This window comes from Microbacterium sp. I2, from assembly GCF_051364985.1.
Taxonomy (GTDB): domain Bacteria; phylum Actinomycetota; class Actinomycetes; order Actinomycetales; family Microbacteriaceae; genus Microbacterium.
Genome location: NZ_JBLWIH010000012.1, coordinates 35,917 through 55,669, shown reverse-complemented (window position 1 = coordinate 55,669; position 19,753 = coordinate 35,917). Strand labels below are relative to the sequence as shown.

Annotated in this window: 14 protein-coding genes; all 14 read right to left on the bottom strand. The window is 70.1% G+C overall.

Annotated features, from left to right (window positions below):
• Window position 1: 1 nt before the first annotated feature.
• The 14 genes from ACLKM7_RS11600 to ACLKM7_RS11535 all read right to left on the bottom strand — a co-directional run bounded on the left by ACLKM7_RS11600 (window position 2) and on the right by ACLKM7_RS11535 (window position 19,746).
• A complete protein-coding gene (locus ACLKM7_RS11600; protein ID WP_436447327.1) occupies window positions 2-1,978 on the bottom strand; it encodes a primosomal protein N' in 1,977 nt (658 codons plus the stop codon).
• Between the two features lie 54 nt (window positions 1,979-2,032).
• Window positions 2,033-3,226, bottom strand: a complete 1,194-nt coding sequence (metK, locus tag ACLKM7_RS11595; RefSeq protein ID WP_436447326.1) for a methionine adenosyltransferase — start codon at window positions 3,224-3,226, stop codon at window positions 2,033-2,035.
• Window positions 3,227-3,315: 89 nt separating this feature from the next.
• Window positions 3,316-3,570 carry a DNA-directed RNA polymerase subunit omega gene (gene rpoZ / locus ACLKM7_RS11590; protein ID WP_168913881.1) on the bottom strand — a complete coding sequence of 85 codons (255 nt, stop codon included), beginning with the start codon at window positions 3,568-3,570 and terminating at the stop codon, window positions 3,316-3,318.
• A 101-nt stretch (window positions 3,571-3,671) separates the two neighbouring features.
• A complete protein-coding gene (locus ACLKM7_RS11585; RefSeq protein WP_436447325.1) occupies window positions 3,672-5,069 on the bottom strand; it encodes an alpha/beta hydrolase family protein in 1,398 nt (465 codons plus the stop codon).
• Between the two features lie 126 nt (window positions 5,070-5,195).
• The gene (gene gmk / locus ACLKM7_RS11580; RefSeq protein WP_436447324.1) at window positions 5,196-6,092 is read right to left on the bottom strand and encodes a guanylate kinase; all 897 of its coding nucleotides are present in this window, start codon (window positions 6,090-6,092) and stop codon (window positions 5,196-5,198) included.
• Window position 6,093: 1 nt separating this feature from the next.
• Window positions 6,094-6,957, bottom strand: coding sequence for an orotidine-5'-phosphate decarboxylase (pyrF, locus tag ACLKM7_RS11575; protein WP_436447323.1), 864 nt, complete (start codon window positions 6,955-6,957; stop codon window positions 6,094-6,096).
• Window positions 6,954-10,253 carry a carbamoyl-phosphate synthase large subunit gene (gene carB, locus ACLKM7_RS11570; RefSeq protein WP_436447322.1) on the bottom strand — a complete coding sequence of 1,100 codons (3,300 nt, stop codon included), beginning with the start codon at window positions 10,251-10,253 and terminating at the stop codon, window positions 6,954-6,956. Before carB ends, pyrF begins: the two co-directional genes overlap by 4 nt.
• Window positions 10,246-11,400 carry a glutamine-hydrolyzing carbamoyl-phosphate synthase small subunit gene (gene carA / locus ACLKM7_RS11565; RefSeq protein WP_436447321.1) on the bottom strand — a complete coding sequence of 385 codons (1,155 nt, stop codon included), beginning with the start codon at window positions 11,398-11,400 and terminating at the stop codon, window positions 10,246-10,248. The genes carB and carA overlap by 8 nt, the downstream gene beginning before the upstream one ends.
• On the bottom strand, window positions 11,397-11,906 hold the full coding sequence (locus ACLKM7_RS11560; RefSeq protein WP_436447320.1) for a hypothetical protein: 510 nt from the start codon (window positions 11,904-11,906) through the stop codon (window positions 11,397-11,399). The genes carA and ACLKM7_RS11560 overlap by 4 nt, the downstream gene beginning before the upstream one ends.
• Window positions 11,903-13,249 (bottom strand): dihydroorotase, encoded by a 1,347-nt coding sequence (locus ACLKM7_RS11555; RefSeq protein ID WP_436447319.1) that lies wholly within the window; start codon window positions 13,247-13,249, stop codon window positions 11,903-11,905. Before ACLKM7_RS11555 ends, ACLKM7_RS11560 begins: the two co-directional genes overlap by 4 nt.
• Complete coding sequence (locus ACLKM7_RS11550; protein ID WP_436447318.1) at window positions 13,246-14,238, bottom strand: aspartate carbamoyltransferase catalytic subunit; 993 nt, start codon at window positions 14,236-14,238, stop codon at window positions 13,246-13,248. Before ACLKM7_RS11550 ends, ACLKM7_RS11555 begins: the two co-directional genes overlap by 4 nt.
• Complete coding sequence (gene pyrR, locus ACLKM7_RS11545; RefSeq protein ID WP_168913888.1) at window positions 14,235-14,765, bottom strand: bifunctional pyr operon transcriptional regulator/uracil phosphoribosyltransferase PyrR; 531 nt, start codon at window positions 14,763-14,765, stop codon at window positions 14,235-14,237. Before pyrR ends, ACLKM7_RS11550 begins: the two co-directional genes overlap by 4 nt.
• A gap of 97 nt (window positions 14,766-14,862) precedes the next feature.
• Window positions 14,863-16,425, bottom strand: coding sequence for a Rieske 2Fe-2S domain-containing protein (locus ACLKM7_RS11540; RefSeq protein ID WP_436447317.1), 1,563 nt, complete (start codon window positions 16,423-16,425; stop codon window positions 14,863-14,865).
• A gap of 63 nt (window positions 16,426-16,488) precedes the next feature.
• Window positions 16,489-19,746 carry an SNF2-related protein gene (locus tag ACLKM7_RS11535; protein WP_436447316.1) on the bottom strand — a complete coding sequence of 1,086 codons (3,258 nt, stop codon included), beginning with the start codon at window positions 19,744-19,746 and terminating at the stop codon, window positions 16,489-16,491.
• Window positions 19,747-19,753: the final 7 nt, after the last annotated feature.

Below are 19,753 nucleotides of genomic sequence, written 5' to 3'. Positions count from 1 at the left end.
ATCAGAGATCGAGGTCGGGCACGTCCACCCGCACTCTCAGTGTATTGGCGGGGCCGGCCGGGCGTCCCTTCGCCGGACGACGCGCCTTCACGGCTGCCGAGACGACGGATGCGCGAAGGCTCTCGGCGACGCGCGGTCCGAGCCCGTAGTCGAACCGCACCAGGGCCCGCGTGGCCTCGCCGCGCGGGAGCGGCCCGAGCACCGCTTCGGGATCGAGCTCCGGCACGGACCGCCGCAGTTCCGCAAGCGCGGCATCGACCGCTGGACGCGCTCCGTCCACCGCTGCCACCCGCACGGTGGGCGGCATGCGCAGCGGCGCACGATCGGCCAGTTCGGCGCGGGCGTACGCCGCGTGCGTCCACGTCGCCAGAGCACGCGCGACGGCACCTCCCACGCCCACCAGGTGCACCGGCGCACCAGGCGCGGCAAGCGCTGCGGCGTTGGACCACCAGCGCAGGCACGACTCGCCGATGCGAAGGTCCTCGGCGAGCAGCATCCGATCGCCGTCCAGCAGGATGACCGCGCGGTAGCCGCCGACGGCCAGCGGTTCGGCGCCGCGGGTGGCGACGACCAGCGCGGGCCGCGCGTCCACCTGCTGCACCGGGTGGTCGCCGTCGGCCACGATCACGCGGGTGCCGGGGAACGCGCGCCCCAGCTCGTCCGCGGTCCGCTCGCTGCCGGAGGAGGCCATCCGCAGCAGGGTCCCCGAGCATTCCGTGCACGCCCAGCGTGTGGCCGCCCGGCCGCACCAGCTGCACGCGGGTACGGCGCCGGGGCGGGCTGCGTGCAACGGTCCGCCGCAGTGCGCGCACCGGGCGGGATGCCGGCACTGCGCGCACACGAGCACCGGAGCGTATCCGGGCCGCGCGACCTGGACGAGCACCGGTCCGCTCTCGAGCGCCGCGCGGGCCGCGGCGAACGCGGATGAGGGAACGCGCGCGCCGCGGGACTCCCCTTCGCGCGTCGCGCTCAGCACGACGCGCGGACTGCGGCGGCGCGCGGCCGGGAGATCACGCACCCACCCGACCGCGACGAGGCGCTCGACATCGGTCGTGCGGGTGTGTCCGGCGAACATGAGCGCGCCCCCGTCGAGTTCCTGGCGCAGCAATGCGGCATCGCGCGCGTGGACTCCGGGGCTGAGCGGCTCGGCCAGCAGCGGATCGCCGTCGTCCCACAGCGCGACCAGCCCGAGTTCGTACGCCGGCGCATACACCGCCGACCGGTTGCCGATCACGATGCACGGCACTGCCGCCAGTGTGCGCAGAAAGGCGGCGTAGCGCTCAGGGCCGCTTCGCTTCGCGTCGTCGCGCACCAGCGCCTCGGCGGGCACATGCGCCGCGAGCACCGCTTCCAGCTGCGCGCGGTCGCGATGATCCGGCATGGCCACGATCGCACTGCGCCCGCTTGCGAGCGTCTGCACCGCGGCCGCGGCGAGGAGCACGGCCCAGGATCCGACCGGTGCACCGTCCGGCAGCTGCGTGGGGCTCGGTGGCGCGTCCACCGCCAGTCGTTCGCCGGCATCGACGGCCTCAGCCAGTCCCGGATACGCCGACAAGACCTCGCGCGCCCACGCTCCCGATTCCTCGGTCACCTCGGGCCGGGCCGGTGCCTCGGCGGCGAGCCACGTCTTCTCGGCCCGCACCATGCGTCGCGGAATCGCGAGACGCAGGATGTCGCTCGCCGACCCGGCGGCCCGGTCTGCCGCGCGCCGGGCGAGCGCGTAGAGACCCGCGGTGAGCACCGGGACCGGTGACACCACGGCGTCGAGTTCGGAGAGCGGCCGGTCCGAGGTATCTGGATCCCCGACCTCGACCAGGTATCCGTCGACGACCCTGCCGGCGCTGCGCAACGGCACGCGCACCCGCACACCCGGCACGGCGTCGGAGGCGAGGTCGTCAGGGATCGCGTAGTCGAACAGGCGATCGAGTTGCGGCAACGGCGAGTCGATGAGCACTCGCGCCACCCGGCGGGCCGTCACTGCCGGCCCCCGCGGGGTCGTGCGTCGTCACGCACCGCGCTCACGCGGCGTTCTTCAGAGCCCCGCTGCTGCGCGGAGGGCGTCAGCACGGTCGGTGCGTTCCCACGTGAAGTCGGGCAGCTCGCGACCGAAGTGCCCGTACGCCGCCGTCTGGGCGTAGATCGGCCGCAGCAGGTCCAGCTGGTCGATGATCGCCTTCGGACGCAGATCGAACACCTCGAGGATCGCGCGGGTGATCGCCTCGTCCGACACTCGACCTGTGCCGAAGGTCTCGACGTACAGGCCGACCGGCTTCGCCTTGCCGATCGCGTACGCGACCTGCACCTCGAGCCGCTCAGCCAGCCCCGCCGCGACCGCGTTCTTGGCGACCCAGCGCATCGCGTACGCCGCTGAGCGGTCGACCTTCGACGGGTCCTTGCCGCTGAACGCGCCGCCGCCGTGCCGCGAGGCGCCGCCATAGGTGTCGATGATGATCTTGCGGCCCGTGAGCCCGGCGTCGCCCTTGGGGCCGCCGATGACGAACGGGCCGGCCGGGTTGATGTAGAACTGCACGTCGGGCAGGTCCAGCCCGGTCGACTCCAGCACGGGGTCGATGACCTCGGCACGGACCGCCGCGCGCAGCGCCTTCTGCGAGATGTCGGGGTTGTGCTGCGTCGACAGCACGACCGATTCGACGGTCTTCGGCGTCTGGCCGTCGTAACCGAGCGTGACCTGCGTCTTTCCGTCGGGGCGCAGGAACGGCAGAGCGCCCGAGCGGCGCACCTCGGCGAGGCGCTCCGCCATGCGGTGGGCCGTCCACGCCGCCATCGGCATGAGCTCGGGCGTCTCGGTGGTGGCGTAGCCGAACATGATGCCCTGGTCGCCGGCACCCTGCAGGTCGTGGGGGTCCTCCGAGCCGTCCTCACGACGCTCGAACGCCTTGTCGACGCCGGCGGCGATGTCGGAGGACTGAGCCCCGATCGACACGCTCACGCCGCACGAGTCGCCGTCGAAGCCGGTCTCACTGGAGGTGTACCCGATGCGATTGACCACGTTGCGCACGATCGCGGGGATCTCGACGTACGCAGACGTCGACACCTCTCCCGCGACATGCACGAGCCCGGTGGTCACCAGCGTCTCGACGGCGACTCGGCCATCGGGGTCCTCGGTCAGGATCGCGTCGAGGATCGAGTCCGAGATCTGGTCGCAGATCTTGTCGGGATGCCCCTCGGTGACGGATTCGGACGTGAACAGACGCAGGTCGGTCATCGATGCTCCAGATCGGAAGGGTGCCGGCACCAGTATGCCCCCGGGAGCGGACATGTCCGCTCCCGGGGGCACCGGGACGTAACGGCGGTCTACTCGACGTGACGAAGTCGCAGCTTGTCTTCGTGGATCTCGTGAAGCGCGATCGTGAGCGGCTTGTCTTCGACCGTCGAGTCCACGAGGGGGCCGACGTTGTCGAACAGGTTGCCCTCGTGCAGGTCCGAGTAGTAGTCGTTGATCTGGCGGGCGCGCTTGGATGCGTAGATCACGAGCTGGTACTTGGAGTCGACCTTCTCGAGAAGAGTGTCGATGGGGGGCTCGATGATGCCCTGGTTCGTTCCGGCCATGGCGAAACCTCCTGGTGGAATGGATGTCGATCGGCGTCGCGGCGCGGCCGCGCACGTGGCATCCGATCAGTCTACCGCCTGGAGCCGGTCCCCCGGCGTCGTCAGCGGGCGAGGGCGGCGTCGAGCCAATCGAACGCCCTCTGGCCGAACAGCAGGGCAGCGCCCTCTTCGTCGTGCTGCCCGCCGCCCTCGGCGTTGCGGAACGGGATGTACTCCTTGGCTGATGTGAGCGCGTCGTAGAGGTCCTGTGCGCCGCCGTTCCGGGGATCGTTCTCGCCCGTCGTCAGCAGCACCGGGCAGGTGATGTCGGCCGCGATGCCGGCGAGCGAGTACGAGGTCATCTCCCGCAGATAGGCCAGCGGTGATTCCACCCCGTGGGTGAGCATGCCGCGGTTCATCGAGAACGCCAGCGCGGTCGACTGCTCCATCTGGGCGTAGAGCGCCTCGTTGATCGCATCGTCTTCTGCACTCGGCTCATCGAACCGGTCCCGGTACTCCTTGGGGAGCAGATCCTTGGCACCTGCGCCGGGCGTGAACTGAGGCGCGTCCGCGATGACCGCGGCCACACGATGCTCGGCCGTTGCGGCGCGCGGCGCGAGGAACCCGCCCCAGCTGCGACCGAGCAGCGCGATGCGCGACGCGTCGACCTCGGGCTGTGCGACGAGCCAGTCGATCTCTGCGCCGACCACGCTCTCCCAGTCGGGACGGAACACCATCCCCTGCTCGATGAGCGCGCCGCCCTGGCCGGGACCGTCCATCATCAGGATCGCGTAGCCCCGCTCGAGCGCGGCGGCGCCCCCGGCGAAGAATGTCTCCTCGAGAGTGCCGTCGTAGCCGTCGACGAGCACGACCACGGGGAAGAGGCCGGAACCCGGCGGGGTCGCGAAGTAGGCGTCGAGCTGTCGGCCGTCGAACGGCACCGACACCGGCCGGATCGACCAGTCCATGAGCTCCGAAGCGCGGCGGAACGCATCCTGCTGCTGCCGGTAGGACTGTACGAAGCGGTCGTCGATCGGGGGCTTGTACATGAAGACCCCGGAGGTGCGGTAGTACGTCGCTGCGCGCGCGAAGCCGTCTCGTGCGCTGACTCGGTGACCGGCGGCGAGACTGAGCTCGGCATCGGCGTAGATACGGTCGGCGAGTGCCTGCCAGGCCGCGAACCACGCCTCCTCGTCTCCGTCGGCGATGGTGCGGGCGGTGATGAACGCCTCTCCGAAGTCCGCGCCCCGATAAGGGATCACGTCGAGGGCGCGGAGCAGCTGGCCATCGAACTCCCCGTCGGCGAACACGATGCCGGTGAGCGTGGGATCCGCGCCCGCGCCCGCGCCCGCGCCGGTGGCGGTCGGGAGGGTCGGGGCCGGCGTGCCGGATGCCGTGCAGGCGGCTAGGCCGACGGTCGCCAGGCCGAGAATCGACGCCCCACCGCCGAGCAGAAGAGTGCGCCGAGTCGTCCCCGCGGGTCGGTTGCCCAGCACGGGCCTGTCTGGTACGCCGGTCATCCTCGGCCCTTCGTCGTCGGAGCAGCGCGCGATCCGATCGCACGCTGTCCTTCGAGCATGGGCGTCGGAGGAAACCCCGGACGAGAGACCTGAGCCCTCAGTCTCGGCACGTAGGCCGGGCGTCGATCACCGGGCGAGCGCAGCGACTTCGTCGGCTGCACGTGCCACGTCGTCATTGACCACGCGGTAGTCGAACTCCCCCTGCGAGGCGAGTTCGGCTTTGGCGGTGCGCAGCCGACGGGCGCGCTCCGCCGCGTCCTCGGTGCCCCGTCCGACGAGCCGCTGGACCAGTTCGTCCCAGCTGGGCGGGAGCAGGAAGACCAGGGTCGCCGAGGGATCGGCCGCGCGCACCTGACGCGCCCCCTGCAGATCGATCTCGAGCAGCACCGTTCGTCCGTCCGCGAGAGCGGCCTCGATGGGGCGGCGCGGCGTGCCGTAACGATACGCGTTGTGCACGGTCGCGTGCTCGAGCAGCTCGCCGGCGGCGATCATGCGATCGAACTCGTCGTCGCCGACGAAGAAGTAGTGCTCGCCGTCGACCTCGCCGGGCCGCGGCTTGCGCGTGGTCGCCGAGACCGACAGGTGGATCTCGGGGTGGTGCTCCTTGATATGCGATGCGACCGTGCCCTTGCCGACCGCGGTGGGCCCTGCCAGGACGACCAGGCGACTCCGGCTGTCGCGAGGCTGCAGCTCCGGCCAGCGTTCGTCGAGGAACCGGCGCAGGTCCTCGCGCTGCCGGGAGCCCAGTCCGCCGAGACGCTTCACGGGCGAGATCTCGAGGTCTTTCAGGATGCGGTCGCGTTTGCCCTCGCCGATGGCGGGGATGGCCGTGAGGAACTCCGGCACGCGCATCGCGCCGGCTGGTGCCGACGGATCGGCGAGGGCACGCCGCAGGAGCTCCTGCGGCGTGATGACCCGCATCGCGACATCCTTCTTCAAGGCGGCGCGTTCGCGGCGTGCGGCGACCGCGCGGCGGGATGCCGCCGCTCGGTCGACCTCGGGCGGGGTGCGGGAATCAGGCATGTCAGTCACCACGGTAGAGAAGGGCGCGCTCTTGAATGCGCGCGGCGAGCCGGTCGGGTCCGGCAGCCAGGATGCTGCGGCTCTCCGACGCTATCACCGCGGGGGCGAGTGCACCGAAGCGGGACCGCAGATCCCCCGGCTCGGCGCCCTGGTGCCCGAACCCGGGGCCGAGGATCGGGGCGATCGGTTCGAACGGTTCGAGGCCGGCTTCCGCCCAGTCCACCGTGCCGCCGATGACGAAGCCGATGCTGCCCCACCGGCCGGGCGCGGTCACGCGGGCGTTGCGCGCGGACACCTCCCGGACGATCGCGCCCGACACCGTCTCGCCCGGAGGCTCGGCGGAATCCAGACGTGCGCGCTGCGCGGTGAACGCGTCGGGGTTGCTGGTGGCGGCGAGCACGAACGCGCCCTTGCCGGCGCTCTCGGCGAGGGCGAACGTGCCCTCCAGGGTCCCGACGCCGAGGAACGGGTTGACGGTGACCGCGTCGACCTCCAGCGGTGAGCCCGGCGTCAGCCACGCCTCGCCGTAGGCGTCCATGGTCGTGCCGATGTCGCCGCGCTTGGCGTCGCCGATCACGAGGAGCCCGGCCGCGCGCGCGGCGGCGAGCACGTCCTCGAGTGCTGCGAAGCCCGCCGAGCCGTACCGCTCGAAGAACGACACCTGCGGCTTGACGACCCCCACGGCACCGGCCGCTGCCTCGACCGTGCGCAGCCCGAACTCGCGGGCGCCGGCGGCCGAGGCATCCAGCCCCCACTGCGCGAGGAGGTGCACGTGCGGGTCGATCCCGACGCACAGCTGCCCGCGTTCGGCCATCGCCGTACGGAGTCGCTCACCGAAGGAGCTCGTCACGGTCGTCGAGGTCATCGGCGCGCCTCGCGGTCGGCCGCGTACTCCTGCAGGCTCCTCACCGCGAAGCCCTCGCGCAGCACCGGCAGGGCGCTGACGGCGGCGCCGAGCACGGCCATCGTCGTGAAGAGCGCCTTGTCTCCGGCGACCGCGGCCGCGCGGATCTCGTAGCCGTCGGCGCGGGCGGACCCGCCGGACGGGGTGTTGACGACGATGTCGATCTCGCCGGCGTTGATCAGGTCCACGACGTTCGTGCCGCCGGACTCCTGCGTCTCGGAGTACTTGCTCACCACGCGCACGGCGATGCCGTTGCGGGCGAGGATCTCGGCGGTGCCCTCGGTCGCGACGAGGTCGTAGCCGAGCTCCTGCAGGCGGTGGGCCGGGAGGATGACGGCGCGCTTGTCGCTGTCGGCCACCGAGATGAAGACCGTTCCCTCCAGCGGCATGCCGCCGTAGGCGGCCTCCTGCGACTTGGCGAACGCCGTCGGGAAGTCGCGGTCGATCCCCATGACCTCGCCCGTCGAGCGCATCTCAGGCCCGAGCACGGAATCGACGGTCTGCCCGTCCGCGGTGCGGAAGCGCTTGAACGGGAGTACGGCCTCCTTGACGGCCACGGGCGCGTCCAGCGGCACGCGGGACCCGTCCTGTGCCGGCAGCATCCCTTCGTCCTTCAACTCGGCGATCGTGCTGCCGGCCATGATGCGCGACGCGGCCTTGGCCAGCGGAATGCCCAGCGCCTTCGAGACGAAGGGCACGGTGCGGCTCGCGCGCGGGTTCGCTTCGATGACGTAGAGCACGCCGGCCGAGATCGCGAACTGCACATTGAGCAGCCCGCGCACGCCGACGCCCTCGGCGATGGCGTGCGTCGCGACGCGCACGCGGTCGATGTCGGTGCGTCCGAGGCTCACCGGCGGGAGGGTGCAGCTGGAGTCGCCGGAGTGGATGCCGGCCTCCTCGAGGTGCTCCATCACGCCGCCGATGTACAGCTCGGTGCCGTCGAAGAGCGCGTCGACGTCGATCTCGATCGCGTCGTCGAGGAAGCGGTCGACCAGCAGCGGCATTCCCGGGCCGATGATCGCCTGATCGGCGATCCGCACGAAGTAGTCCCGCAGCGCCTCGGTCGAGTAGACGATCTCCATCCCCCGTCCGCCGAGCACGAAGCTCGGCCGCACCAGGACCGGGTACCCGATCTCCTCCGCGACCGCGACCGCGCCGTCGACGTCGATCGCGGTGCCGTTGCGCGGAGCGATGAGCCCCGCCTCGTCGAGGAGCCGCGAGAACTGCTCGCGCTCCTCGGCCAGATCGATCGCCGCCGGGCTCGTGCCCAGGATCGTGTAGCCGGCGTCCTCGATGCCCTTGGCGAGCCCGAGCGGCGTCTGGCCGCCCAGCTGGCACACGACGCCCAGGATCGTGCCGGACTGCGCCTCGGCGTGGAGCACCTCGAGCACGTCCTCGAGCGTCAGCGGCTCGAAGTACAGGCGGTCCGACGTGTCGTAGTCGGTCGACACGGTCTCAGGGTTGCAGTTGACCATGACCGTCTCGTAGCCCGCGTCCGACAGTGCGAACGACGCGTGCACGCACGAGTAGTCGAACTCGACGCCTTGCCCGATGCGGTTCGGACCCGATCCGATGATGACGACCTTGGTGCGCTCCGACGGCGAGACCTCGGTCTCGAAGTCGTAGCTCGAGTAGTGGTAGGGCGTGAGGGCGGGGAACTCCCCCGCGCACGTGTCGACCGTCTTGTAGACGGGACGGATGCCGAGGGCATGACGGATGCCGCGGACCTCCGCCTCGCCGACCTCGCCGGCTGTACTGCGCAGCTGTGCGATCTGGGCGTCGCTGAAGCCGTGCTCCTTCGCGATGCGCAGGGTCGCGGCATCCAGCTCTCCGGCCTGCCGCACGAACTCGGCGACCTCGTTGATGAGCACGATCTGGTCGAGGAACCACGGGTCGATCCCGGTGGCCTCGAACGCCTGCGCGACCGTGGCGCCCTTGCGCAGCGCCTGCTGCAGCACCACGATGCGGCCGTCCGTCGGGACGGCGGCGATCTCGAGCAGCTCGTCGGCGGTACGCGGCTCGTCGCCCCAGTGGAAGCTGGATCCGCGCTTCTCGAGCGATCGCAGCGCCTTCTGCAGCGCGGTCGCGTAGTTGCGGCCGATCGCCATGGCCTCGCCGACCGACTTCATGGTCGTCGTCAGCGTCGTGTCGGCGGCGGGGAACTTCTCGAAGTTGAACCGCGGCACCTTCACGACGACGTAATCGAGCGTCGGCTCGAAGCTGGCCGGCGTGACCTTCGTGATGTCGTTCGGGATCTCGTCCAGGCGGTAGCCGATCGCGAGCTTGGCGGCGATCTTCGCGATCGGGAACCCGGTGGCCTTCGACGCCAGCGCCGACGACCGCGAGACGCGCGGGTTCATCTCGATGACGATGATGCGCCCGGTGGCCGGATCGACGGCGAACTGGATGTTGCAGCCGCCGGTGTCCACCCCGACGGCGCGGATGATGTCGATGCCGATGTCGCGCAGCTTCTGGTACTCGCGGTCGGTCAGCGTGAGCGCCGGCGCGACCGTGATCGAGTCGCCGGTGTGCACGCCGACGGGATCGACGTTCTCGATCGAGCACACCACGACCGTGTTGTCGGCCGTGTCGCGCATGAGCTCGAGCTCATACTCCTTCCACCCGAGGATCGACTCCTCGAGCAGCACCTCGGTCGTGGGCGAATCGCGCAGGCCGGCACCTGCGATGCGACGCAGGTCGCGCTCGTCGTACGCGAAGCCCGAGCCGAGCCCGCCCATCGTGAACGACGGGCGCACGACGAGCGGATAGCCCAGCTCGTCCGCGGCCGCGAGCACCTCGTCCATCGTGTGGGCGATGCGGGATGCCGCGACATCCGCGCCCGCGTCCAGCACGAGCTGCTTGAAGATCTGGCGGTCCTCGCCCTTGTTGATCGCCTCGAAGTTCGCGCCGATCAGCTCGACGTCGTACTTCTCGAGGATTCCGTGGTTGTGCAGGTCGATCGCCGCGTTGAGCGCCGTCTGGCCGCCGAGCGTCGGCAGGATCGCGTCGGGCTTCTCTTTGGCGATGATCGTCTCGATGACCTGCCAGGTGATCGGCTCGATGTACGTCGCATCGGCGAAGTCGGGGTCGGTCATGATCGTGGCCGGGTTGGAGTTGACCAGGATGACGCGCACGCCCTCCTCGCGCAGCACGCGGCAGGCCTGGGTGCCGGAGTAGTCGAACTCGCAGGCCTGACCGATCACGATCGGGCCGGAGCCGATGACCAGGACGGAGGTGATGTCGTCGCGCTTAGGCATTCTTCTTCTCCAGGTGCGCCACGACCATGTCGCGGAAGCGGTCGAACAGGTAGTTGGCATCGTGCGGGCCGGCGGCGGCCTCGGGGTGGTACTGCACCGAGAACGCGGGGATGTCGAGGGCGCGCAGCCCCTCGACCACCTGGTCGTTGAGACCGACGTGGCTCACTTCGACGCGTCCGTAGCCGTTCGGGCTGTCGAACTCGCCGTCGATCGGCGCCTCGACGGCGAAGCCGTGGTTGTGTGCCGTGATCTCCACACGCCCGGTGGACTTGTCGAGCACCGGCTGGTTGATACCGCGGTGACCGAAGGGAAGCTTGTAGGTGCCCAGGCCCAGGGCGCGGCCGAGCAGCTGGTTGCCGAAGCAGATGCCGAAGAACGGCAGCTGCTCGTCGAGCACGCCGCGCAACAGCTCGACGTGATCGCCCGACGCCGCGGGGTCGCCCGGACCGTTCGAGTAGAAGACGGCGACCGGGTCGATCGCGCGGATCTGCTCGATCGTGACGTCCTGCGGCAGCACGTGGACGTCGAACCCGCGTGCGGCGAGGTTGTCGACGGTGGCCTGCTTGACGCCGAGGTCGAGCACTGCGAGGTTGCCGATGCGCTCGGAGGTGGCGGGCGTCACTTCGGCGGCGGCGACCGAGACGGCAGCCGACAGGTTCTGCCCGGCCATCTGCGGCGCCTCGCGCACGAGGCGCACCTGCTCTTCGGCATCGATCGCCGCTGCATCGCCTGAGAAGATCCCGCCGCGCATGCTGCCGGCCGAGCGGATGTGGCGGGTCACGGCCCGCGTGTCGATGCCGCTGATCCCCACGACGCCGTCACGGGAGAGCGCGTCGTCGAGGGACTCGTCGGCGCGCCAGTTCGACACCACACGGGAGGGGTCGCGCACGATGTATCCGGCCACCCAGATGCGACGGGACTCCGGGTCCTCGTCGTTCATTCCGGTGTTGCCGATGTGCGGAGCGGTCTGCAGCACGATCTGGCCGGCGTACGACGGGTCGGTGAGGGTCTCCTGGTAGCCGGTCATGCCGGTGGCGAAGACCACCTCGCCGAGCGTGGTGCCCAGCGATCCGTAGGCGCGCCCGACGTGGCGGGTGCCGTCCTCGAGCACGAGGACGGCCGGTTCGGTCTGGAAGAGGGTGTTCATGCGTCGGTTCCCGTCTGGGTCGGGTTCAGGATGCCCGCCACGGCGTCGGCGAGGGCGCGGGCCGAGGCATCCTGGGGTCGGAAGTAGCTGTCGACGGTCGATCCGGCGTCGGTGCGCCAGGTCAGCCGGGTGAGTCCGCCGGCTTCGACGACTCGGTCGATCGCGACCGTGGACTGGCCGACATCCACGATGCGCTCCGCCGTCAGCACGAACGGAGCCTGACCGGTCATCGCGACGGCGATTCCCTCATCGGCGACGGTCACCGTCGCCTTCGAGCGGAAGGCCATGCCCGGAGCGGCGATTCGCTCCAGCGGTGCGTCGTGTCGCGTCGTGGCGACGTAGAGCACGTCGAAGCTCGCGCGCACGTGCGCGCCGACGGCGAGGTCGCCCGGCTGCACGAGCGGCTGCGCGTCACGCCGTGTGCGGCGCCACCACGCCCACGCGCCGGCTCCGACCAGCAGCACGGCGACGAGCACGATGATCGCGAGGGCGCCCTCGCGGCTCATGCTCGGACCCCCGGCTGATCGAGAAGCCGGCCATCGGCGACGGTCACGACACCGTGATGGAGGGTCCAGCGCACCTCTCCCGGCAGCCCGCGTCCGATGTAGGGCGAGTTGGTGCTGCGGCCCCGCAGATCGTCCGCCGTGAACGTGCGCGCCGGGGAGGCGTCGTAGAAGACGAGGGATGCCGGCTGCCCGGCCGTGAGGGGCGTGCCGTGCTCTGCGAGCCGGCCGATCCGCGCGGGTTCGCGCGACATGATCCGCGCGACGTCGCCCCACGTGATGAGGCCGGTGTCGACCATCGCCTGCTGCACGACGCGCAGCGCGCTCTCGAGTCCCACCATGCCGTTGGCCGCAGCATGCCACTCGCAGGCCTTCGCCTCGGCCGGATGCGGTGCGTGGTCGGTTGCGACGATGTCGATGGTCCCGTCGGCGAGGCCTTCGCGCACCGCGAGGACGTCTTCTTCCCGGCGCAGCGGCGGGTTGACCTTGAAGCGCGCGTCGTAGTCGCGCACCAGTTCGTCAGTGAGCAGCAGATGGTGCGGTGTCACTTCGGCGGTGACGTTCACCCCGCGCTTCTTGGCCCACCGGATGATGTCGACGGATCCCGCCGTGGACAGGTGGCACACGTGCAGCCGGGATCCGACATGCTCGGCCAGCAGGACGTCGCGCGCGATGATCGACTCCTCCGCCACCGCCGGCCAGCCCGCCAGACCGAGCTCGGCCGAGACGGCGCCCTCGTTCATCTGGGCGCCCTCGGTCAATCGAGGGTCCTGCGCGTGCTGGGCGATGACGCCGTCGAACGCCTTCACGTACTCCAGCGCGCGCCGCATGATGAGCGGATCCCACACGCAGAAGCCGTCGTCGCTGAACACGCGCACGCGAGCCCGCGAATCGGCCATCGCACCGAGCTCGGCGAGGCGCTCGCCCTTCTGCCCCACCGTGACGGCACCGATCGGCTGGACGGTCACGAAGCCGGCGGCCTCGCCGAGCGCCAACTCCTGCTCGACGACCCCGGCGGTGTCGGCGACCGGCGACGTGTTCGGCATCGCGAACACCGCGGTGTATCCCCCGGCGGCGGCGGCGCGCGAGCCGGTGAGGATCGTCTCCGAGGCCTCGTACCCGGGCTCGCGCAGGTGCGTGTGCAGGTCGACGAGGCCCGGCAGTGCGACGAGGCCGTCGACGTCGACCACGCTGGCTCCGGCGTGGCTGAGACCGGCGCCGATCTCGGCGATCAGGCCGTCCCGGACGAGAAGGTCGGCCGTGTCCGAGCCGTCGATCCTGGCCCCGCGGAAGAGGAGCGTCTCGGTGGTCGCGGTGCCGCCGGCGGCGGATCGAGTCACGGTCATCGCGTGCTCCCCTTCTCGTTCGGCGTGCGGCCCGGGCCGCTCAGGTCATCCTCCGCACCTGCCAGCAGCAGGTAGAGCGCGGCCATGCGCACCGAGACGCCGTTCGCGACCTGCTCGAGCACGGTCGAACGCGGCGAGTCGGCGGCCTCGGCGGAGATCTCCATGCCCCGGTTCATGGGTCCGGGGTGCATGACAATGCTATCCGCCGGGAGGGCGGCGAGGCGGTCGGCCCCCAGGCCCCAGCGACGGGAATACTCCCGTTCAGTGGGGAAATAGGCGGCGTTCATGCGCTCGAGCTGGATCCGCAGCATCATGAGCGCGTCGGGACCCTCCGCGATCGCGGTGTCGAGGTCGTACGAGATGCGGGCAGGCCACGTCGACACGTCCTGCGGGATGAGCGTCGGCGGCGCGACGAGCGTCACGTTCGCGCCGAGGGTGTGCAGCAGCCACACGTTCGAGCGCGCGACGCGCGAATGGAGGATATCGCCGACGATCGTGACCGACAGCCCTGCCAGGTCGCGTCCGCGACTGTCTTCACCGAAACGTCGCTTGCGGATCGTGAAGGCGTCGAGGAGGGCCTGGGTCGGATGCTCGTGCGTGCCGTCGCCGGCGTTGACGACTCCTGCGGTGATCCAGCCGCTCGTGGCCAGGGTCCGCGGCGCCCCCGAGGCGCCGTGACGGATGACCACGGCATCCGCCCCCATCGCCTGCAGGGTCTGTGCGGTGTCTTGCAGCGACTCACCCTTCGAGACGCTCGAGCCCTTGGCCGAGAAGTTGATGACATCGGCCGAGAGCCGTTTTGCGGCGGCCTCGAACGAGATGCGGGTGCGCGTGGAGTCCTCGAAGAAGAGATTGACCACCGTCTTGCCGCGGAGCGTCGGCAGCTTCTTGACCTCGCGGCGCTGCGTGTCGGCCATGTCTTCGGCAACGTCGAGGATCCGCAGCGCGTCGGCGTGCGAGAGGGACTTCGTGTCGAGCAGGTGCCTCATGACTCGATCGTCACCTCCTCGCGCCCGTCGACTTCGGCCAGGTGCACATTCACCCGCTCGTCTCGCGAACTGGGCAGATTCTTGCCGACGAAGTCGGGCCGGATGGGGAGTTCCCGGTGACCGCGGTCGACGAGCGTGGCCAGGCGCACCGCGGCAGGGCGGCCGATGTCCTGCAGGGCGTCCAGCGCCGCACGGATGCTGCGGCCCGAGAACAGCACGTCGTCGACGAGGACGACGACTCGGCCATCGATTCCGCCGGGCGGGATCTGCGTGGGCTGTGGAGCGCGCGTCGGGTTGCGGTGCAGGTCGTCGCGGTACATGGTCACATCGAGCGCGCCCACCGGGATGACGGCGTCGGAGAACTCCTCGATGAGGCGTCCGACGCGGTGGGCGAGCGTTACGCCGCGAGTGGGGATGCCGAGGAGGATCAGTCCCTCCGGCCCCTTGTTGGACTCGAGGATCTCGTGAGAGATCCGAGTCAGGGCCCGGGCGATGTCGGCCTGGTGCAGCACAGTGCGCGTGCTCATCCGCCGCTCCCTTCTCCGCCTCACAGGACGGGGTTAAAGGTTGCTGTGGTTCTCCGGCAGTCTACCGGTCGTCGAGACCGGCGGCGGACGGGTGTCGTCAGGCTGCCGGCTGCGCCGCCTCGGCGTCGACGTGCGACGCCCGGATCGCGTGGCCCTGGCTGGTGAGGCACTTGCCGCTCGCGAGCTCCCACTTCCAGTCGTGCAGCGAGCAGGTGAGCACGCCGTCCTCGATCTTGCCCGTCTTGGTGAGATCCGCGCGCAGGTGCGGGCAGCGACGCTGCACGATCCAGTCGCCGAGTTGCGCATCCTCGGTCTGATCGGTCTGCTCCGCGTACCAGTTCTCGACGTATTCGATGCGGTCACGCGACAAGCATTTGAGGAAGGTCGTGAGGAACTCGTTGAACTTTCCGCTGCGGCCGACCTCGAACTGCATCGACAGGAAGATCGAGTTCGACCAGTCGATCTCGTGATCGGCGATGTTGGTCGAGACGAGGTCGGCCGGGATCGTGTACCAGTAGATGCACTCCTCGCCCGCGTACTCGCGGACCTTCGCCTTGGGGAAGTCGACGACCATGTCGAGGCCGCCGATCCGGAAACGCACGACGCCTCCGACGCCGTTGCGGATCGTGCGCGCACGTCGCAGCAGCGGCTCCCACCATTCCTTGATGGCGGTGAGCATCTCTTCCGGCGGCAGCACGGCGGCCCGCGTGGCCTCATCGGCGCGGATCTCATCCTGCCGGCTGTCGCGCTGCTCGGCGAGGTATGCCCACTTGTCGTCGAAGATCCGGTCGATCTCGGCATCCGTGTACAGCGTCTGCGTCACCGAGATCTGCCCGCCGTTCAGCTCCACGACCGTTCCGGGAACGAACTCGTAGCCCTTTTGCTGGGGCCTGACCTGGCTCATGTGCTGAAGGAACTGGCGCTGGTCGGTGAAGATCGAATCGTCGTCCTGGCCCCAGCCGTTGTACTTGAACAGCTCTTCGCGCAGGAACATGGGCGGTCCGGCCATCGGGAAGACATGCTCGGCATCGACCTTCTCGATGTAGTACATCGCCCGCTTGTTCTGCGCGTCGCGCTTGAGCTTGGCGAAGTTCCGCTTCGCGTCCTGCGGAAGGTCGTAGACCATAGGCCACCAGATCGCACCCGACACCTGCGTGAAGTACGCCTCGGGCTCGGAGAACGAGAGCAGCTTCTCGAGGTCGAGCGGATGCGAGTCGTTCTGGTTGAGGATGCTCGCGGTGCCGTCGTCGACGCTCAGTGAGGAGTCGCCGATGGGGCCGTCACTGGGGGCGCGCAGCGGCGTGACCATCACCTTCAGCGGACCGAACTCGAGTGGAACGCCCGCCTGCGTGTAGATGATGTTGTCGTAGCCGAGGCGGCGCAGATCCTGCTCGAGGTCGTCGGTGGGATAGTCCGGCAGCAGCACTTTGATGGTGGTCGGCACGTGACGGCGCATGAGGGCGGGGTCGAAGTGGTCGCGATGCCGGTGCGAAACGTACAGGAAGTCGGCCTTGCCGAACCTCTCCCAGTCGAGACCCCGGTTGTCGGGGAACGGGAACCACGAGCCGAAGAACGTCGGGCCGACGACCGGGTCGCAGAGGATGCTTCCGCCCGCCGTCTCGATGAACATTCCGGCGTGGCCGAGGCCCGTGATGCGCATGGGCAGTCCTCCCCTTTCCGCAGTCGAACCGGCGAACCCAGACGATTCTAGGCGCGGCGATGGTCAGACCTCGAACAACCCGCGGATGTCGTCGGCGTCCAGCACACGTCCGAACAGGGCGTCGTCGTCCATCACCGAGCGGAACAGGCGGGCTTTGCGTTGCTGCAGCACCATGACCTTCTCCTCGATCGTCCCGTTCGCGATGAGGCGGTACACCATGACGCTGCGTTCCTGGCCGATCCGGTGCGCCCGGTCCACCGCCTGCGCCTCGGCGGCGGGGTTCCACCACGGATCCAGCAGGAACACGTAGTCGGCTTCGGTGAGTGTCAGTCCGAAGCCGCCCGCTTTGAGGCTGATCAGGAATACGGGCGCTTCTCCCCCGCGGAACGCGGCCACGGCCGCGTCGCGGTCGCGGGTGGAGCCGTCCAGGTACGCATAACGGATTCCGCGCTCTTCGAGCTGCCCGGCGACGAGCCCCAGGAACGACGTGAACTGGCTGAACACCAGCGCGCGGTGCCCCTCGGCGAGCGCCTCGTCGAGCTGCTCGAACAGGGCCGTCAGCTTGCTCGGCGGGATGTGCGCATGGGCCGGGTCGATCAGCCCCGGCGCGAGACTCAGCATCCGCAGCAGCGTGAGCGAGCGAAACACGATGAAACGGTTGCGATCGAGGTCGTCCAGGAGGCCCAGCACCTTCTGTCGCTCACGCTGCAGCACCGTGTCGTACAGCGCCCGGTGCGCCGCGCTCAGCTCGACACGCACCTCCTGCTCCTGCTTGGCGGGCAGATCGGCCGCGACGAGCTCCTTCGTGCGACGCAGCACGAGGGGACGGATGCGGCGGCGCAGCCGGGCAAGCCGGGCGGCGCGGTAGGCGCCGCCGTCCTGGTTCTCGGGAACCTTGCCCTTCTCGATGGGTCCCACGTACTCCTCCCGGAATCGCCGGGCGGAGGCGAACAGGCCCGGTGCCGTGAGCGAGAGCAGCGCCCACAGCTCGGTGAGGCTGTTCTCGAGTGGCGTGCCAGTGATCGCGAACACCACGTCGGCGTTCATCCCCTGCACGGCGCGATACGTCTTCGTGCGGCTGTTCTTGACGAACTGCGCTTCGTCCAGGATCATGCCCGCCCACGCCACCGGTGCGAACTGCGCCTCCTCCAGGCGGAGGCGAGTGTACGACGTCACGACGAGGTCGGCCGCTTCGGCTGCGTTCTCAACCGTCGTCCCGGTCGTCGTGCGGGTGCCGTCGATGACCGCGACACGCAGGTCGGGGGTGAACCGTGCCGCCTCCGTGCGCCATGTCGACAGCACCGAGGTCGGTGCCACCACCAGGAACGGACGGCGCTCCCCCGCCTCACGGGTCCGGGCGATGAGCGCGAGCATCTGCAGCGTCTTGCCCAGCCCCATGTCGTCGGCGAGGATGCCGCCCAGGCGGTGACTCCACAGGAAGGCCAGCCACTCGTACCCTGCCCGCTGGTAAGGGCGCAAGTCGGCCTGCAGCGTCGGCGGCACGCGGAGCGGTGGGATGCCGTCGGCGTCCCGAAGTCCTCGGGCGGTCTCGCGCCAGGCCACCGCCGGTGCTGCCTCATCGGCGAGGTCCTCGAACTCGGCCCACAGATCCGTCTGGTATCGGCTCAGCCGTGGTCCCGTCTCCCACTCCTCGAGCTCGCCGGCCTCGTCGATCAGGTCCCGCAGCCGCTGCAGCGACGGATGCGACAGCGAGAAGTACGCCCCGTCGCTGAGCAGCACCTTCTTGCGGCCCCGCGAGAGAGCGGTGAACAGCGTGGCGAACGGGATCCTCCGGCCGTCGACGGTCACGACCACACCGAGGTCGAACCAGTCGGCGTCCGTCGACTCGACCGTCGAGACGGCGATGCGGGGGTCGCCGGTCAGTTCGCGATAGCGCGGTCGCTCGCCCGAGATCTGCACGTCGACGTCGGCGGCCGCCTCGAGCGTCGGCAACAGGCGTGAAGCGAACTCCGCTGCATCCAGCCCCGACAGGGTGCCGGTCGCCGCGAAGACGACCGGCGACGCCTCGCGCCAGAGCGCTTCGACGTGCGCCTGGATCTCGGCTTCGGCCGCCTCATCGCGGTCGGACGTCGAGTCGAGACCGAAGGGCCGCGGCTCGGCGGCTCCGTACCGCCAGGCCAGCGCGTAGTCGACGCGGTGCGACGGTGCGAAGCGCACGGACACCACCAGCCGAGGGCGCGGCGGCGGTGGCACGTCGATTCCCGGCGCGTCGACGGCGACGTGGCGCAGGATGCGCGGCAGATGCTCGCGCACGAACTCGTCCGTCTCCTCCGTCGGGATCGTCACCCGTTCACGTGACGCCAGGAGTGCCGGGATCGGGTCGGGCAGGGTCAGTGGCGCGAGCGTGAGGTCGATGCGCTCGCCGCGCATCGCGAAGCGGTAGATGCCCGAGCGTCCGATCGGGCGGAGGTTCGCGGCATCCACCTCGACCTCGTCGATCGTGACGACCGGGTCGATCTCGAGCCCGGCAGCCGACGTCCGCGCGCGCAGGGTGACCGATGCCTCGCGGGCGACGGACACCGTTGCGGTGCGCTTGGTCGCCACGAGCGGGATCCCGTGGTCGAGCGCCGCCATCAGATGGGGCCACAGCAGGCTGGATTCGACGTCGTCGAGCGTGAGCCACTCCGATGCGTCGGAGAAGGCGCCGAACAGGCGGATGTCGCGAGCGATGCTGTACAGCTCTGCGAACCAGCGGGCCTGGCCGGGTTCGTATGCGAGATTCGGGCGGCGCAGGGCGTCCCACGACACCGTGCCCTTGATCCAGGCGTCGCGGCGGCCGCTGCGCTCGAGCGGGCGCAGCCCGACGAGCACATCGGCACCGTGCTGGTGGAGCCCGCGCGCCGTCGCCGTCTCTACGCGTGCCGGGGCCCACGCCGACACTCCGCGACGCACCCGCTGACGAAGCTCGATCCCGAGGGCGAGCGGGGTCGTCGCGCGGGACGGCGGCCCGGCGGGCGCGAGGACAGCTCGCCAGGAGGACTCGCCCGGTGCACGCGATGCGTGTTCGGCCAGCCGGTTGCTCGCCAGGAGCGTCGCGACCGTGTGCTTGCAGTCGAACTGGACGGGGCACGTGCACGAGGTGGCGGCGATCGGCCGATCGGGACGGAGCGGGTCGAGCCGGACGCGGCAGCGGTAGGAGCTGCCGCCGCTGCCGACGACCAGCGACTCGATGATCGAGGCGACCGGATCCCATGTGACCTGTTGGACGGCGCCGCCGGCGAAGTACGCCAGACCGCGCTCGTACGCGCCGCCGTCCGCCTGACGCCGGATGTGCTCGGCGTCGACGGAGGGCGGGGTCACGGCATCC

What these genes read in the sequence shown, in the direction of transcription:
- metK (WP_436447326.1), bottom strand. Translation starts at nt 3,226, where the DNA reads ATGACCGACCTGCGTCTGTTCACGTCCGAATCCGTCACCGAGGGGCAT.
- rpoZ (WP_168913881.1), bottom strand. Translation starts at nt 3,570, where the DNA reads ATGGCCGGAACGAACCAGGGCATCATCGAGCCCCCCATCGACACTCTT.
- ACLKM7_RS11585 (WP_436447325.1), bottom strand. Translation starts at nt 5,069, where the DNA reads ATGACCGGCGTACCAGACAGGCCCGTGCTGGGCAACCGACCCGCGGGG.
- gmk (WP_436447324.1), bottom strand. Translation starts at nt 6,092, where the DNA reads ATGCCTGATTCCCGCACCCCGCCCGAGGTCGACCGAGCGGCGGCATCC.
- pyrF (WP_436447323.1), bottom strand. Translation starts at nt 6,957, where the DNA reads ATGACCTCGACGACCGTGACGAGCTCCTTCGGTGAGCGACTCCGTACG.
- carB (WP_436447322.1), bottom strand. Translation starts at nt 10,253, where the DNA reads ATGCCTAAGCGCGACGACATCACCTCCGTCCTGGTCATCGGCTCCGGC.
- carA (WP_436447321.1), bottom strand. Translation starts at nt 11,400, where the DNA reads ATGAACACCCTCTTCCAGACCGAACCGGCCGTCCTCGTGCTCGAGGAC.
- ACLKM7_RS11560 (WP_436447320.1), bottom strand. Translation starts at nt 11,906, where the DNA reads ATGAGCCGCGAGGGCGCCCTCGCGATCATCGTGCTCGTCGCCGTGCTG.
- ACLKM7_RS11555 (WP_436447319.1), bottom strand. Translation starts at nt 13,249, where the DNA reads ATGACCGTGACTCGATCCGCCGCCGGCGGCACCGCGACCACCGAGACG.
- ACLKM7_RS11550 (WP_436447318.1), bottom strand. Translation starts at nt 14,238, where the DNA reads ATGAGGCACCTGCTCGACACGAAGTCCCTCTCGCACGCCGACGCGCTG.
- pyrR (WP_168913888.1), bottom strand. Translation starts at nt 14,765, where the DNA reads ATGAGCACGCGCACTGTGCTGCACCAGGCCGACATCGCCCGGGCCCTG.
- ACLKM7_RS11540 (WP_436447317.1), bottom strand. Translation starts at nt 16,425, where the DNA reads ATGCGCATCACGGGCCTCGGCCACGCCGGAATGTTCATCGAGACGGCG.